General features: G+C 48.1%; 8 protein-coding genes. 5 read left to right on the forward strand and 3 right to left on the reverse strand.

Translation table 11 applies throughout. The annotated features are described in order from the left end of the window. The first annotated feature begins 40 nt into the window (after positions 1-40). From RN22_RS15345 to qatD, 4 genes are read left to right on the forward strand one after another with little or no spacing between them, the layout of a single operon-like run. Entirely contained in the window at positions 41-1,804 is a 1,764-nt protein-coding gene (locus RN22_RS15345) for a P-loop NTPase fold protein (protein ID WP_046305600.1), read from the forward strand. After that, on the forward strand, positions 1,804-2,646 hold the full coding sequence (locus RN22_RS15350) for a hypothetical protein (protein WP_046305601.1): 843 nt from the start codon (positions 1,804-1,806) through the stop codon (positions 2,644-2,646). The genes RN22_RS15345 and RN22_RS15350 overlap by 1 nt, the downstream gene beginning before the upstream one ends. Continuing rightward, the gene (gene qatC / locus RN22_RS15355) at positions 2,639-3,970 is read left to right on the forward strand and encodes a Qat anti-phage system QueC-like protein QatC (protein WP_046305602.1); all 1,332 of its coding nucleotides are present in this window, start codon (positions 2,639-2,641) and stop codon (positions 3,968-3,970) included. Before RN22_RS15350 ends, qatC begins: the two co-directional genes overlap by 8 nt. Then, the gene (gene qatD, locus RN22_RS15360; protein WP_046305603.1) at positions 3,970-4,695 is read left to right on the forward strand and encodes a Qat anti-phage system TatD family nuclease QatD; all 726 of its coding nucleotides are present in this window, start codon (positions 3,970-3,972) and stop codon (positions 4,693-4,695) included. The genes qatC and qatD overlap by 1 nt, the downstream gene beginning before the upstream one ends. Before the next feature lie 201 nt (positions 4,696-4,896). On the opposite strand, the gene RN22_RS15365 is transcribed toward qatD, so the two are convergent. After that, positions 4,897-5,373, reverse strand: coding sequence for a Dps family protein (locus RN22_RS15365; protein ID WP_046305604.1), 477 nt, complete (start codon positions 5,371-5,373; stop codon positions 4,897-4,899). 477 nt (positions 5,374-5,850) lie between these two features. Here RN22_RS15365 and RN22_RS15370 point away from each other — a divergent pair, with 477 nt between their 5' ends. Next, a complete protein-coding gene (locus RN22_RS15370) occupies positions 5,851-6,435 on the forward strand; it encodes a cysteine dioxygenase family protein (protein WP_046305605.1) in 585 nt (194 codons plus the stop codon). A gap of 146 nt (positions 6,436-6,581) precedes the next feature. Here RN22_RS15370 and RN22_RS15375 read toward each other — a convergent pair whose 3' ends face one another. Together RN22_RS15375 and RN22_RS15380 are read right to left on the reverse strand one after the other, a co-directional pair. After that, entirely contained in the window at positions 6,582-7,319 is a 738-nt protein-coding gene (locus RN22_RS15375) for a glycerophosphoryl diester phosphodiesterase (protein ID WP_046305606.1), read from the reverse strand. A 134-nt stretch (positions 7,320-7,453) separates the two neighbouring features. Beyond that, positions 7,454-16,723, reverse strand: coding sequence for a retention module-containing protein (locus tag RN22_RS15380; protein WP_046305607.1), 9,270 nt, complete (start codon positions 16,721-16,723; stop codon positions 7,454-7,456). Between the last annotated feature and the right edge of the window lie 29 nt (positions 16,724-16,752).

Below are 16,752 nucleotides of genomic sequence, written 5' to 3' on the forward strand. Positions count from 1 at the left end.
CAATCTTAAAACTATTAATTGGTACTGTCAGGATATAAAGATGTGGTCAGATAAAGAATCAAAGATCGATTTTTTAAATTTCAATGATATTGCTGAATCAATCAAAGATCTCATTACAGAGAAAGAATTAATGCCAATATCTATTGGTGTATTTGGTGATTGGGGGGCCGGTAAGTCAACAATTTTAGAGTTGACCGCTAAAGCACTTGAGAAGGAAGAACAAGAGTACATCCAGATTCAATTTGATGCATGGACATTTCAAGGATACGACGATGCAAAAGCTGCACTGCTGGAGACCATTGCAGCACAATTGGTTGAAGCAGCCGCTGAGGATGAAAAGCTACTTGAAAAAGCACTTGATTTTGCAAAACGTATCGACAAAGTAAGGTTTATGGGGTTAATCGCAGAAGGTGCTGCTACTATTTCTGGAATGCCTACATTCGGTGCAATTCAAAACTTTTTTGGTTGGGCCGGGGATGCCTTCGATGAAGATGAAGAATTGAATTTCGAAGCAGTTCAAAAGGATGCTAAAGCAATAGGACAGATTGGCAAAAATTCTAAAAAACTTGTAAAAGCTAAGGAAAAATTCTCTCCTCCAAAAGAAATTAGAGAGTTTAGAAAATCTTATATATCGTTGCTAAAGGCTTTTGATAAACCCGTAATTGTTTACGTTGATAACTTAGATCGGTGTTTACCAGAAAATACGATATCGACATTAGAAGCAATTAGATTGTTTTTGTTTATGCCAAATACTGCATTTGTTGTAGCGGCTGATCCGGACATGATCCGCTTGGCAATTCCTCATTTCCATAAAGGAGCTACTGTACGTCACCAAACTGACTACCTAGATAAACTGATTCAAATCCCTGTACATGTTCCAAAGCCTGGTTTTGCTGAGGTTAGAGCCTATCTGATAATGCTAATTGCCCAAGACAGAAGTATCCCAATAAAAGAATTCGAGCGCTTGAGGATTGGATTGGAGGAATCACTCAGGTTTTCCTGGAAACAGGGACAAATTTCGGTAGATGATTTGCTAGAAAGGTGTGAGCTTGATGACGCTGAGCTTCGAGAAGAGTTTAAAATAGCTGAACAAATGGCTCCAATATTGGCAGAGTCTGCGAACATAAATGGCAACCCAAGAATCGTAAAGCGCTTACTTAATCAAGTTAAGATGAGGAAAAAAACTGCACATCGTAGAGGTATGCAGCTAGATGAGCGAACAATAACCAAGCTAGTGATTTTTGAACGCTGTATGGGTGTTCAAGCAACAAATAAGCTTTATGAGCTCATTGATTCGGAGAGTGGTAAACCAGAACTAATTAAAGAACTCGAACGAACAGATATAGAGCTTGATGTCGAATGGCTACCTGCTGAATGGAAGAAAGAAGTTAATTTCCTAAAAAAGTGGGCTCGATTAAAACCTTTGTTTACAGGTGTAGATCTAACTGCAGCAGCTTACTTGAGTAAACAAAATATCCCGATGGGCTCTGTTAATAGCGTCATGTCAGGTGCAGCACAAAAAATGTTCGAAGGATTGTTGAAACAGAAAACTAGATCCAGTAATGCAAGTACTGAACTGATTAAAATTACAACTGGTGAAGAGTACATATCAGTGATGGATAGCCTCATCGAAGAGTTACGTAAAGTTGAAGATTGGAGCGTTAAAACCCCCGGAATATATGGAGCAAGGCAATTGGCAGCGCATGATGATAGGTGTAAGGCTAATTTTTTAGCTTTCGTGAAGAAAGCTCCCAAGAAAAGATGGCTAGAATCATTGATTAAAGAATTAGAGGCAACTAAATAATGGGAACTTCAGCATCAAGTACCGGACCTAATAATAAGAGCCCGTTGTTACCACCGTGGGCAGATCAAGGCGGTTCAGTGGAAGTTGGTTCTGATAATGGAGCAGACGTTAGCTTACCACCACAGGAAGTTGATAATGGAAAAGTACAAGAACAGATTCCGGGATCAGTTCCTATCATTCCTTCACCAAATCGACTTACAGGGGCAAGACGGGCATTTGGGGATTACGCAAAGTCAGGAAGCGACAGTTCTAATTTGAGGGGCTCTCTTAAGAAATACTCTAGAAGCTCCGGAGGAGGTTCTGGAGTAAGCCGCAGGTTAGCGAGCGGCATCACTGCAGGCTCCGGTCTATTGGGGATGATGCAAGGTGACAGCGTTAGATATAACGATAGAACCCTTTCTTTATCTGAGTTAAATGGATTAACTACTGACCAAGCTATAGATCGTATTAGCGATCATCTAACTCCTGATAATGGTGATGCTGAATCTGTGCGTTTAGCAATAGATTTTGCATTAGCTGAAGTGTTGCCAGATGACGATAAATTTGATGAGTCCATGTTTACAGATGATGTGATAAAAGAAGCTATCTCTTGCTATTTAACGGACCTGATATTTCAGGATGTTGTTAATGGAATGGGTAAGGCTTGGTTTCATGCTGAACACCCTAGTAAGCATCACAAAATGGAAGAAGAACTAAGGGATCTAATAAAAGTGATAACTCAATCTAAGGTAGAAAAGATCACGAGTAATAATGGAGGGAATTTATCACAGGGTAATATCACTAAAATTCAAATTGACGCGATATCGCAAACTGTAGATGAATGGGAGTCTTTTAATGATTAATTTCTATTTTAACAATGATCCTTCTTTGCTTCCCGAGTATTCCGAGATTTGCCACCCAGTGCAACTCTTCAATACACATCCACACAACAGCTCTAAGCATAGTAGAGCTTCTGGCAGTTTACTAAAGAAAGTACGTGAACTTGGGGTTAGTATTGATGCAAATGCTTTAGATTTAATAACCATAGCAAGTTCAGTTACTGCAGCTGAGACATTTGAACTTCGAAGTAATGCAGCAGATGCATGGTCAAGGGTTATGCACTTGCATATTCCGGTTATTAACGAAAAATTATGGGAAAATTTATCGGATCGTCTTAGTTCTATCTTGAGCTTCTTAACTGGTGACCAGTGGAAGTTTACGTTTACGAAGACTTTGCTTGAGGTGCCTAAACCTATTGCTAGTAAAAAATCCAAAGCAAGGTTAAATAGCCTCAAAGGACTAAACTCAGTTTGTCTCTTCTCTGGTGGGTTAGATAGTGCTGTTGGCGCAATAGATATACTAAATGGTAAATCCAATTATAAACCGCTTTTGCTTAGTCATGCTTACCGTGGAGATGGTGTCAAGCAAGAGAACATCAAAAGGCTTTTAAAGTCAAAATATGGTGAGCTTTCTTACAGCATTTCACCTAGTTTAATGACTGGGTTGAAAGGTAAAACTGATGTCACGATGCGTGGAAGAAGCTTTAACTTTTTAGCTATGGCTGTGTTGGGGATTTCAGCTCTGAGGAATGCTAACGAAGATAGTAGTATTTCTACAATTATTGTTCCTGAGAATGGATATATTTCAATCAACCCTCCACTCACTAGGCGACGAATTGGAAGCCACAGTACACGAACTACTCACCCATATTTCTTGAATCGTCTTGAGGAACTCTTAAAAGACGCTGGATTTAACGTGACATTTGTTAATCCATACCAATTTCAAACAAAGGGTGAAATGTTAGAACAATGTGTTGATCAAGCTGCAATTGCTAAGGCGATTCCGTTGAGCGTGTCCTGTAGTCATTGGCATCGAAAACATATGCAATGTGGTCATTGTGTTCCTTGTCTAATAAGACGTTCATCTGTCCATCATGCAGGGTTCGCACAAGACGCACCATATGTCAGTAAGAACTTAAGATTTGTTCATAACGAAAAAGGCACTAGAGATGATTTGCATGCGGTGCAGACTGCAATTATTAGGCTCAATAAATCTCAAGACTACAAAGGATGGATTAGACAAAGTGGCTCGTTACCAAATGAACAAACTACAAGAGAAAAATTAGAGGCTACGATAAGACGTGGACTTAAAGAAGTAGAAACGTTTCTTGAGGTGAATAAAATATAATGATGGATATGCATTGTCATGTCGATCTTTACCCCGATTATGACATAGTTTTAAAAGACATCAGTGATACTGGTTGCTATCTATTATCCGTTACGACAGTACCTTCTGCGTTCAAAGGTACTGTTGATTTAACACGTGATATAAAAAACTGCCGAACGGCACTTGGACTTCATCCCCAGTTAGCTCATCAGAGAAAAAATGAGCTTGCCTTGTTTGATGCCCTGATAAAAGAAACACGGTATATTGGAGAGATTGGGCTTGACGGTTCAAAGGGCTATAAAGAACATTTTGACGACCAGTTGTTTGTTTTTAATCACATTCTCAAAAAATGTGAATCACAAAAAGATAAGATATTAACTATTCATAGCCTAAATGCAGTCGACACAGTTTTGCAGTGCTTAAAAGAGCATCCAAATGCTGGTACTCCTATTCTTCATTGGTTTCTTGCAACAAAAAGACAAGTATTGAAAGCAATCGATCTTGGCTGTTACTTCTCTATAGGGCCAGCCATGTTGTCCTCGATGAGAGCGAAGAATGTCATTTCTTGGCTACCAAGAGATCGAATTTTATTGGAAACAGATGGTCCATTTGCCAAGGTGAAAGGAAAAATTCTATATCCATCCGATGCGACCAGTGTTATTCCATATCTATCTGAATTATGGGGATTTTCCCCTCATGAAGTAAGAAATATACTTAAAGCTAATTTGAAAGGCCTTGTTAGTTAGGCTGGTTTACTTGGTTTTACCCAATTCAGCTTATCCGAAGGTGCAATTTGGCAACTGACTCTAATTCGTTTTTGTCCAAAACCAAATCCCCTCCTAACCTCCCCCTTAGAAAGTGTGAGGAACCAAAAGCCAACAACACAAAGACCGCCTCCCGGCGGTCTTTTGTCTTACGGAACATTGCTTGCTTTTAATCTTTACGGCTTAGCCGTTTTCACGCATGGCGCGGAGCATCCAGGCGGTTTTCTCGTGCTCTCGCATACGGTCTGATACCAGTGATGCAGAAGATTCATCGTCAGCGGCCTGCGCAACTTTCAGCACTTCCCGTGCGGTACGCACCACTTGCTCGTGACCTTGGGTGAGTATATCCACCATGTCATCAGCGCTTGGTACACCTTCCACTTCTTCAATCGCGCTCAGTTCAGCAAACGCTTTGTATGTGCCCGGTGCAGCGACGCCCAAGGTGCGGATACGCTCTGCAATTTCATCGACGGCCAGCGCCAATGCGTTGTAGTGCTCTTCGAACAGCAGATGAAGTTCGCGGAATTGTTTACCGGTAACATTCCAGTGGAAATTGTGCGTTTGCAGGTACAGGGTGTATGAGTCCGCCAATAGGCGTTTCAGCCCTTCTGCGATCGCGATTCTGTCTTGTTCTTGAATGCCGATATTGATGCTTGTCATAACCCCTTCCCCACTTGTCTTTTGCTTTCAAAATAGGCGTTAGCGATTGGCGCTTTGCCTTAATGTCTATGGGGATAGCTTATTGCAGTAGAGTTGATAGGTATAATCGTTGGTATTTATAGATTCAATATGCAGTACCTATTGTTTTCTAGCGCGCCTTATTTTGTGAATGAGGGATATGGCCGTAAAAATAAGTTAGTTCCCACACGATCACTCCCTGTCACCATCTGGCGTGGTTATGCAGAATTTTATATTTAAGCTTCTGTTATTAAAGACTTTCCTTAATCACTCATGCCGCCATGCTGTCAGGATTTTGGGCATGTGCATGTTTCAAAGGTGAGTTTCCTTCCTGTGAATTCGAGACCTTTTGCCCAGATCAATAAGAATCCAGTTTTCGCATCTTGTGGCACATTGCATCGGCGCTATATTCCATAGAGGTTTAACTCATAACGTTTGGCTATTAATGGATAAGCACTCATGGAAATGACAAAGCCAATGCCTTTATCTCTTACTCCGTTGTTTGATTCTGATTACCAGTTCACTTTTGATTCGTTACTCGACCAATTGGCTTTAACCAGCAAACCGCTCTCTTTAGCCAGTATCCGGTTTGTGCTGGAAAACCTGAACCTTGGCGACGAGCAGATCAAGGCGATGTCGAGTTTCACGGCGGAGTCTTATTGCCGTAAGCGGTTGTTTAAAAACGAATGTTGCGAGATTTTGATTCTGAGCTGGTTAAACGGTCAGCGGAGTAAGATTCATGACCACAAACATACCTCTTGCGGGGTGCGTGTGCTGAGCGGTGAAGCCACGGAAACGACCTTTGATATCGCGGCAAACGGTCATGTTTACGCTACTCAGTCTTCGTTGTTCTCTACGGGCTGTGTTACGGCCAGTAAAGATGAGGACATTCACCAGATCTCTAACCTTCAATGTGATGATAAGCCGCTGGTCACGCTGCACATTTATTCTCCGCCTTTAAAGCAGTTCAATATCTATAACCTTGAAAATGGCAAAGTCACTGCGCTTGATATGGTCGAAGACTCTTGGATATATGAGATTTGAGCAGCGAAGAGGAAGGGTTCTCTTTGTGGAATCGTTGAGTGCGGCTGCAAAAACGGTGATAGGTACCTTGGGGAACCGTTGCGGCTCGGGCCTTAAATACCTATCACCTTAAATACCTATCACCTTAACCTATCACGCTGTCACGTTTACTCTTGGCGGTAACGCGATGGGAATTGGTGGCCGATGTCGGTGAAAATACCGTCTACGCCCCAGTTAAAGAGCTGGTTGGCGCGCATCAGGCTGTTTACCGTGTACACGTTCACTTCTAAGCCAAGCCCTTTGAACTCTTCCACTTTGGCTTTGGTCAGGCCTTCATCGGCGACATGGATGGTGTCTGACTGACAGGCCTGCATAATGGCAAGCCAATCTGTTGGCATCTCTGCTTCGAACAGGCATGCGACGGGAATGTCCGGGCAACGGCGTTTGAATTCGGCCAATACCAGTGGGTTGAAGCAAGAAATCAGCACGCTGGCGTCTTTGTTGAGGTTTTTCATGCCTTCAATCACGCCGCTGATGAGCTTCTCGGTGTTTTCCCAACTGCTGGTGCAGGCTTTGATTTCTATGTTCGCATTGAGCTTGAGAATGTTCATCAGGGTAATGAACTGATCAAAGGTTGGCAGCTTTTCACCGATAAACTCGTCTCCGAACCAGCTTCCGGCGTCGATATCTTCCAAATCTTCTCGGGTGAAGTCGTAGAGACTTCCTGAATGGTCAGTGCAGCGGTCGAGGGTATCGTCATGGCAAAGTACGATAGTGCCATCAGCGAGGATATCCACGTCGCATTCGACCCATTTCAATCCGTGCTCCGCACAAAGTGAAAAAGCAGCCAGTGTATTTTCAGGGGCCAGGGCTGACATCCCCCTGTGGGCGTAAAGGGTTTTCATGTTTTTTTTCTGTTTTGTTTGAGTGACTAAAACTTACATCAAGTTTTGTGTTTACGACATAAAAAAGCACTGCTTATTGCAGTGCTTTTGTTATTTGCTTCAAGAATTAAACGCCGTTATCTGTGATACCGCGCTTAATCCAGCTTGAGCGTTTGCAGTTGAACCAACTCGGTCAGGATTTGCGTGGTGGTTGCACCGTCTGCAAGGCCAAGATCGGTCAGGCCGACAGAGTCCAACACGATATCCTGCGCTTCCATGCTGCCCGCGGTTTGCGAGATATGCAGGGTTAAGCTGCCATCTGCGCCTGCTTCTGGGCGAATGTAATCCAACAGCTCTTCAATGCTGGAACCACTGCCCACGGCTTCTGGCAGCAAGCCGGAGATGTCCAGCTTGTCGCCGGTGGTTTCTGTACCGACATCAAAGTCGGTAATGGTGTCTACCGTGAGCGTTGCCACGTCCACATCTGACTCCGCCCAGGTATAGGTGTCATCGCCTGCGCCGCCGGTCAGGGTGTCGTTCCCTGCCCCGCCCATCAGGAGGTCGTCTCCATCGCCACCGCTGAGGATGTCTTCGCCATCTCCACCGACGAGAATGTCTTCGCCGAGGCCACCTGTGACGGTGTCATCACCCTCTCCTGCGTAGATGCGCTCGCCGTCGTCATCTGCGGTGAGGGTTTCATCCGCTTCGGAGCCGAACTGTGTGGTTGCTGGGTCAAATACCACCAGCTGACCCGTCATCATCATGGATTCGAGGATTTCATCTTGCGTGAGTCCTGTTGCGTCCATACCTAAAAGGTCATTGAGCGTAACGCCTTCGACAATGATGTTCTGAATTGGCGCGCTGGTGTCATCCAACACCTGAATGCGGGTGTTACCGTCTACAGTCTGGATATCCAAGCGGTTCGCCAGATCGGTGAAGGTGACAATGCCCGTTGAATCAAATGCATCTGAGATGTCGATAACATCAATGCCTGATTCAAAGTCTTTAATGGTGTCGGTCGCTGCTGCTGCGGCGTTGCCGAAATCACCAGACTGCCATTTGAAGGTGTCTTTGGTGCTGTCGCCTGTGCCGCCGAGTTCACCGCCCCACATTTCGTCGTCGCCTGCGCCGCCAACGAGAATGTCTTCGCCGAGGCCGCCGACCACAATATCTTCTCCGTCACCGCCATGGATTGCGGTATCAGCATCGCCATCAATCACCAGATTGTCTGCGCTGCTGTCGGCCGGTGCGGTGTTCAGCTCGCCTGTAGTTTCGGTATCCACCACGTTCGCGTTGATGGTGAGTGTGGCTTGTTGCGGATCGCCATCGCCCACATCAGAGAGCGCCGTGACGGTAATGTCGCTCGGTGGCTGTGCGCTGAAGCGAAGGTTGAGGTCGCTCAGCGTCAGGGTTTGCAGTTCTGTCTGGCTGAATGTCCAGGTGCCGTCGCCATTGTTAGTACCGACTGGCGTGCCTGCTGCATTCACGATTTCAGCCGCTGTACCCATGCCACTGAAAGTGAGGCTGAACTCGTTGTCGATAGGGTCAACCAGCGACGTCATCAAGCCCAGCAGCGGTACCAGCACGCCTGTGGCTGCGCGCATTGACGCCAGTTGCGTCGCGGCAGTGAGTTCTGGTAAATCCGATTTCGGTGCAACAATGATGGAAACGGTATCGAGGTCAAATTTCTTGCCTCCAGAACCTTGCTCTCCTGCTGTTGCCTCGTCAAAAGTTTTCATGGTGAGGCTATCTTCACCAGAAGTATTCTCGCCAGCAAACCTGTATTCCACACCGCCTGCCAGCAGTGTGTTAATCAAGTCAATATTACCCCTTAAGATCAGAGAACCTGTGCCATCACCCGTGACTGTAATATCAGTGGTGTCAGACATATCCGGTAGTGTCAAACTGCTACCAGCCCCAACAGACAGCTCAACTTTAACAATACCGTTGCCGTCACGAACATCAACATCCTCTACCTGAAGATCCGTGATGGTCAGCACCACATCTTCTTCTGCTTCATAGCTGTCAGACAGGATGTTGACAGGGGCATCGTTCACTGCGCTGACGCTGACGTTGACTTGCTTGTTCACCACATCATCAGAGACTGCGCCGTTATCCACGGTCTGTATCGCCAGATCCAGCGTGTAGGTACCGTTTCCATCCTGTGGTGGCACAAAGGTCAGGTCGGTGAGTTCCGTGGCTGCCACGGCAATGACCACGTCGCCGCCGTCTGAGGTTTCCGGTGTCACTGTGCCTGTTACGCCGTCTGGCAGTACCAATTGGCCGCCTTCCGGCACGCCAGAAACCGTGATGAGCAAGGTTTCTGGTTCATTTTCCGTAAACGACACGCCCGGAGGCTGAGTCGCGGACAGGGTGTCTGTGTCGTCTTTGACAGAGATATCCAAATCCAGTGCGATCTCGGTGTCTTCCTCACCTGACGCGCTGCCATCAACAAACGCAATGGCACCATCGCCCTCTGGCTCAACCGTCAGTGAAAGTTCCTGGCTTTGACCAACAACGAAGTTTGCGCCCGCTTCTTTCGTGTAAACCGTCATCAGCAGGTCAACTTCACCACTGAAGTTAGCCGGAGGGATAATTTGCAGCTGTGACAGTGAAGAAAGATCGGTCACGTTACTTCCGGCGATGACCCAGATGCCAGTGCCTGCATTCACTGCAGGTGACGCAAAGGTAAATCCTTCCGGCACGTTGGAAATAGAAACCGATGACAGTGATTCAGAGCCGTCAATATCGGAGAAAGACGCACCGAGCGCGGCCAACGAGAGCCCACCAGCAGCATCTTCTGTCATGGTCAGTTCTACGGTGGCGTCGTCCTCAATTTCTACACCGTCTTTCGTGAAGGTCACTTCATCATGAACCGGCAACACGTCAAACGAGAAGCTGGTTGATGTGGTGCGACTGTCGACACCAGTTGTCGCCGTGTCTGTGATGGTGAGCTCCGCAGATATCTCAACCGTGCCACTGAAATCTGCCGCGGGTTTGAAGGAGAAGTCAGACAGATCTGCGCCAGTGAGCGTAATCGTTGACGACTCGGTGCCATCAGCCGCGACAAACACACCCACGGATGCCGGTACGGTCAGTACTGCGGAAGAGATAGCTTCCAGACCGTTGGCACTGTCTACATCTGCCAGAGAACCGGCAATGCTCAATGAGATAATGCCGTCTTCCAGCGCTTCATCTGGGTAAAACTGCTCTGTATCTCCTGGCTCTACCGGCTGCGGTGGCGTTTGGTCGTTCAACCCATTGGTACCGTTCACAGTCAAGCTGAAAGAGAAGTCGGTTGAGTTGTCGCCCGGTTGCTCCGCACCATCCGGTGGCGGTAAATCAACCAGCGGTTTCACGTCGACCTGCACATTCACCGTGGTGGTTTCGGTATCACCGCTTGATGTGTCCAGATTGACAAAATTGACCGGAATGTTCATCACGCCCGCAAAATCGTCCGGTGGCGTAATGGTCAATGTTGATAGATCAAACCCTGACGGATACGGGTTACCGCTGCTCTCTCGTGGCGGGCTGAAAACGTAGGTGTCATTTTCAAAGTGATAGATGGCGCCGGTGATAACGGTTCCTTCCGGAATTTCATCACCCTTGATCACAATCGTCACCTGATCGAATTCGACGTCTTCCGTCAAACCAGAAGGCCATTCGATCGCATCGCCCAGCCCTTCCAGAGAGATAGCGTTATCTTCATCGCCTTCGAGAACCACTGGCGTCGCGGGTTGTTCAATAACCTGAGCCTGATTAGCATCGACATTCACATTCTGATAGTTAAGGGTGATTTGGGTTTCGATGGTCTCAGGCAAACTGGTATCGCCTTCACCCGCATCACCTTCGTCAATCACCAGCGCTGAGATGGTAAAAGTTGTCTGTTGGACAGTTGGGGTATTGGCGGGCGCCACAATGCTGAAATTATTCGGGTCACTGATCACCCAACCCATTTGGCCGTCGTATACCGCGCCAGTCACCAAGAAGCCGTCGGGTAAATCACTGATGTAAACATTCAGGAAGCTCTCGGTACTGGAGGTATCAGGGCTAACAATCTGAAGTGCATTTATAAGGTCAATATTGCCCAGTGAATCTGTGGAGATTTCAGTGGTCGGGTTGCCCGCGTTGTCTCGGAACACAAGTTCGCTATCTTCCGTTTCAACCACCGCCTGAATATCAACATTCACCGCGCCTGAGATTTCTTTTTCTACCTGGCTTTCGCCTTCGAAATCGACCTGACGAACCGTGACTGTGGTTGAAAGCGTCAGGTCAACATCGCTGTGCTCTTCACGCTTCACCTGGAGTTGGTAGCCATCTGCAATCTGCGCTTCGGAGATCACTACAGTGCCGCTGGTTGGTGTCAACGCAATGGTGGTCCCATCACTCTTGATCAATTGAACCGAATCCGTGTCGGCAAACCCTGAAATCACCGCACCCACTGCCGTTTCTGCCACATCAGCAGTGGTTGAATCGGCAACACCACTGATAGAGAGATCAGGCATCCAATTGATGGTGACCCACTCATCTTCTTTACCTTCAGAGGTCGAATCTACGTAGTCTTCTGCATCAATAACCGGAGGATTGATTTCAATGTTGATGGTTGTGTTGATTGAGGTTTCATCACCATCATTTTCTGTCGCAACCAACTCCGCATTGATTGCAATATCTTTGGTCGAGCTTGGTGGCAGTTTCAGGTACACATCACCGGCTTCAAACACAGAGACATCAATCGAGTATGTCGGTACAGACATGCCCGAGCCATCGGTAATCCACTCTACAAACGCCAGTTCGACTTCCGTTGTTGAACCATCATCGTTTTTGGTCACGAAGGACGCGCCCTCAGGAATATTTGAAACGATAAGCGACAGACGTTCTGAGTTGTCAGATGGCGACAAGGCTTTCTCTCCAGAAACAACGGAGAAATCCAGGAGCACCAAACCATCGCCATCGACCCCATCTTCAGGAACCGTGGTAGAAACCGTGCCTGTGGTTTCATCAACTTGCCACTGACCGGCATCAGTACCCGGATTGTCTACGTTGAATTCCGGCGTATCTGCCACACCTGCCAGAATCACATCCAGTGAGGTGGCTGGGATAATGCGTTCGTCATCCGGCGAGTCCGGTGAGGTATCAACCACGATCCCTTCTACCTGAATGGTGAAGTTCTCGTTGCTGTTCACTGGCGGCACAATTTCGATCTTGTCGATATCGTCCACGGAAATGCGGTCTGTGTCGGTCAAGGTGGTGATGGTGCCACCATCATTCAACTGCAGCACGGCACCGTCTGGCAAATCGAAGATGCGCACGAACATTGACTCTGAACCGTCATCGTCAGTGCCCAGCGAGGTCAGGGTAATCTTGCCTGCCAGCGAAATCGCGTCGCCTTCCGCCACGTCAGGGTCAGGATTGCCTGCATCTTCGTTGTCAAACACTCGTTGCACGCTCAAACGCGCATCGTCTGCCTGCGGTTCTACCCGCAGAATGAGAGAAGTTTCTGTTGACGCTTCTTCCACGCTTGATGGCGAGGATTCGGTAGAAACTGCTTTGATGGTGAGCGTAATGTCACCACTGAAATCCTCATCTGGAACGAAACGCACTTTGTTTAGTAGCGAGGGGTCAGACAACACGTAAGAACCATCACTGCCCGAAATGAAACCACCTAAAAGCTGACCCGAGTCCGGTGACAGAGTGAATTCATAGTGCAAGGTTTCAGAGCCGTCAGTGTCTTGCAACGCCCCTGCAAGCAGTTCATCCAATGTAAATTCGTCCGGACCAAATTGCTCGTGATCTTCTTTGAGTTCAAAGACACCATCGGCCGCCTCGCCAATCAGGCTGAGCGTTGGCACATCAGCCACGCCTTCAACAGTAATTTCCATTGGTGACGCTGACGTAACAGGGTTATGGCCGTTGACTTCCAGTTCGACATCAAACTGGATCAGATTGCTACCGTCGTAAGAGGAGTAATCCGGATCCGGTACGAAGGTCACGCCCGTCAAATCAAAGGTGATGGGGTCGTCCGTGCTCGAGGCTTCAAACATATCGGCGCTCAGGACGATATTGCCATCAGCATCCGGCATGATTTCGGTGCCGTTAAAGTAGAACGTGCCGCCGATATCGCCCGCATCATCACGGGTTGCAAGGGTGACTTCACCATTCAGCACCAGTTGACCATCTTCTTCCAACGCTTCGCCGAGGTCGTTGTCGCCGATGTTAAGCTGCATGTTGATTGGGATACCCGCAGTGCCATCTACGCCCGCTGATTCGGTGTTGGTGTCAGCCTGGCCCTGGTCTTCGGTTCCTGTGATATCCCCGGCTGTATCTGGCGCTATGGTCAGGGTTGGTGTTTGGTCAATAAGACCGAGAGAAATTTGCCCAGTCGCTCTGTCCCCATCAAAGTCAGTGACTTCATATTGGAAAACCTGACCTTCTAAGTCTCGAGGGTTTGCCAAATTTGGATCCATTGTAAACAGTATGTTCCCAACTGGTTTAGTCATCGGGTCGATTTCGACCGTACCAAGCTTCACACCTGACGACGAAAATATATCAACCGTAGTTCCTACAGTCTGCGAAATGTCATCGACCCATTTCGTACCATCATAAATACGAGTGATAAAGGTCGTTCCATCAGCACCAGCAAGATCTTCAATTCCCGGTAACGAGCTTGGGTCTTGCAGAGCCAGAACATCAATGGTCGCCGTAAAGGCACCTGAACCGTCATTGTCGAGGTTCAGCGCAATGTTACCTTCCGTGTGAGGCACGTCATCAACCACGGTGATTGGAACGTTGATTCGTGGAGATTCATCGCCGTCTGCATCGACTGTGTAGGCTTGCAACGCAAAGGTGGCTTCATTGGTGCCATCACCCGGCGCGTGGTCAATCGCAGACAAAAGTTCGAACTCGAAGGTGCCGTCTTGATTCACGGTGACTTTGAATACATCACGCAAATCGCCCGTGCCGTCATCTGCGGTACCGAAATAGGTTTTCGGATAGGCATCGCTAACCGGGCGTTGTTCCAGAAGAATCGGGTGAGCACTTGCTTGCACAGGCGTGCCGTCTGGGTAGACGACGTAGTCTGTCACCAGATTGAAGTTTTCAACGGTATCGCCGTTGTCTTTATCGACTTCGAGCGAGAGCGGGTTGCCGTCATCGTCTGTGCTGTCGATGTTCAGGGTGCCGCTGGCTTTCGAGCCTTGGTTTGCGCCTGTGCCATCATCAATGCTGCTTTCATCTACACGAACGGTATCACTGGAGCTAAAGCCAAAGGTGGTGGAATCGTCATCAATGACCACGAAGCTGATCACGCGCGGTGATTCAACGCTTGGGTCATCCGGATCGACCAGTTTGTCACCGTCGGTATCGGCAACCTGTACCGGCACTTTGATGGTGATATTGGTGCCATCCGCTGTCACTAAACCTGAGGTGTGTTCTGTTTCAGGATTTTGCGGGTGGATCAGCGGCTGGTATTGGGTAATGGTGGATTCGAGATCCACATCCAAACCGTTAGCGCCTTGTGTCGCGGTCATCACCAATTCCAGCGCTACGTCACCGTTAATGCTGGCGGTGATGGTGAACGTTGGGTTGCCATTGGCATCAGTGGTTTCGGTTACGGTGACGGTATCAACATTCTCGCCAGCGTTGTTTTTCAGCTCTTCCAACTCGGCTTTCAGTGTGTCGAGTTGTTCGATAGTGACTGTGGTTGGGTCGAGTCTGTCTGTCGCAGCTTCAATGGTGAAAGTGTCTGTCACCGTGCTGGATGTCGATTGCTCTGTCGGCGTACCCTGCTCTGGCAGTGCCAGTTTATCAATCGCAGCACCATCTCCGTCTACGCGCTCTCCACCTTGTGCCACTTCGCCGTCGATCAATTTGAACGACACTTCCGACTCGTTACTGACGTCGCCATCTGCATCTGTCACGGTGAATGGGAAGGTAAAGGTGGTGCTTTCATCATCACCATCGCTGTCACTATCGCCGTGTTGGTCAAACGGCTGATATTGAGTAACCGAGTATTGCGCGGGCTCTCCCGGGGTGTCAGAAGGCTTGAGGGAAATCTCCAGCACTTTTTCAGGTGTACCGCCATTGTCGGTGTATAGGGTGATCACGCCCGGAACCGAGGTATCGACTGTTGTTGGCTGACCATGAGTGGTGATGCCAGCAAACTGGTCTTCCGCTGCCCTTGCATCGAAGTTCACGCTGACGATTACATCACTACCAAGATCGACACCGTCTGTTGTCGATGCAGTGTTCCCCACTACAGACGCGGCAACTTCGGTCAGTTCAACGGCTGCTTCAGCAATAACCGGCGCTGCGCCATCGTTACTTTCCAGCGTCAATTGCGCTGGGTTCTGCATGAGGTCGCCGCCTGTATCAGCCACTTGCAACGGCAGATTGATGGAGATGGTATCGCCATCAATATTGACGTAGGTGCCTGTGCCGGAGGTGTGATCGAGCGGGCCGCTCTGGGTCAGCGTGGCGCTGATATCCAGATCATTTCCGTTTTGGGTCGCAGTGATCACCAGTTCAACAACGGTTTCACCATCCACGGTGCCTGTCAGTGTTGAGGTGAAAACGCCATTGGCGTCAAGGCTGGTTTGACGAGTAAAGACTACCGCCTCTCCATTAGAGGTAATTTCAGCAAGCTCTGCCTGCACAGCCACCCATTCGGTGGCAGCAATTTGCAGCTCACCGGGAACCAGTGCTTCGGTACCCGCTTCTATTGTGAAATTGGTGGTGGCTGGCGTACCGTACGGATCGTTGTCCAGATCGCCTTCGTTGACGGAAAGTGAAGCACGCTGGCCCCCTAATGCATCAATGTCAGGTCTTGGTGGACCAGGGAAAGGTGGGTCAACAGGATCTACGGGACCACCGTCGCCGTCACCTCCGCCAGTGATGCTGCCAGTGCCGTCGTCGCCACCAAGGAAGTCTTGGGTGTCATCCAGACCGCCCAGTGGCCCTAATGTGTCAAAGCCTGCTTCTGTCAGCGTGGCGGCATAACCGTAGTCGACCACAATAAAGCCTGCATTCGCGGAGCCATCACCGCCCTCGCCTGCTGCAGTTTCTTCAAAGACTTCTGTTGGGTCGACACCATCAACAATCAGCTGTTGTAGTTGGGCAACATCGATATCAAGGGGAACATCGGCGTTTAAAGCATCGCCGTTAAATGTGAGGCCATGAGTCGCGGAGTATTGTGCAAATTCATTATCGCTTAAAGGCACCAAGCAAGATGCACACTTTCCATCAAATACAAAGCGTTGGTCAGCTTGGCTAACCAGAACTGAACTGTTTTCATTTGTTAGTACGACTTGGTTGGGCGCAATTTGCATGCCCGCGCGAAGAGTGATGATGCGTGCATCATCTGCAACCAAATACGCTTGTCCATCCACCTTGTCGACGTTTAAACCGACATCGAACTCATGACCAATCATAATTCTTTCCCAACTTCCGTTCGCATTTT

Source organism: Grimontia sp. AD028, from assembly GCF_000973155.1.
Classification (GTDB): domain Bacteria; phylum Pseudomonadota; class Gammaproteobacteria; order Enterobacterales; family Vibrionaceae; genus Enterovibrio; species Enterovibrio indicus.

Bases quoted from the DNA above. Each gene is read 5' to 3' on its own strand.
- RN22_RS15345 (WP_046305600.1), top strand. From the start codon at position 41: ATGTGGTCAGATAAAGAATCAAAGATCGATTTTTTAAATTTCAATGAT.
- RN22_RS15350 (WP_046305601.1), top strand. From the start codon at position 1,804: ATGGGAACTTCAGCATCAAGTACCGGACCTAATAATAAGAGCCCGTTG.
- qatC (WP_046305602.1), top strand. From the start codon at position 2,639: ATGATTAATTTCTATTTTAACAATGATCCTTCTTTGCTTCCCGAGTAT.
- qatD (WP_046305603.1), top strand. From the start codon at position 3,970: ATGATGGATATGCATTGTCATGTCGATCTTTACCCCGATTATGACATA.
- RN22_RS15365 (WP_046305604.1), bottom strand. From the start codon at position 5,373: ATGACAAGCATCAATATCGGCATTCAAGAACAAGACAGAATCGCGATC.
- RN22_RS15370 (WP_046305605.1), top strand. From the start codon at position 5,851: ATGGAAATGACAAAGCCAATGCCTTTATCTCTTACTCCGTTGTTTGAT.
- RN22_RS15375 (WP_046305606.1), bottom strand. From the start codon at position 7,319: ATGAAAACCCTTTACGCCCACAGGGGGATGTCAGCCCTGGCCCCTGAA.
- RN22_RS15380 (WP_046305607.1), bottom strand. From the start codon at position 16,723: ATGATTGGTCATGAGTTCGATGTCGGTTTAAACGTCGACAAGGTGGAT.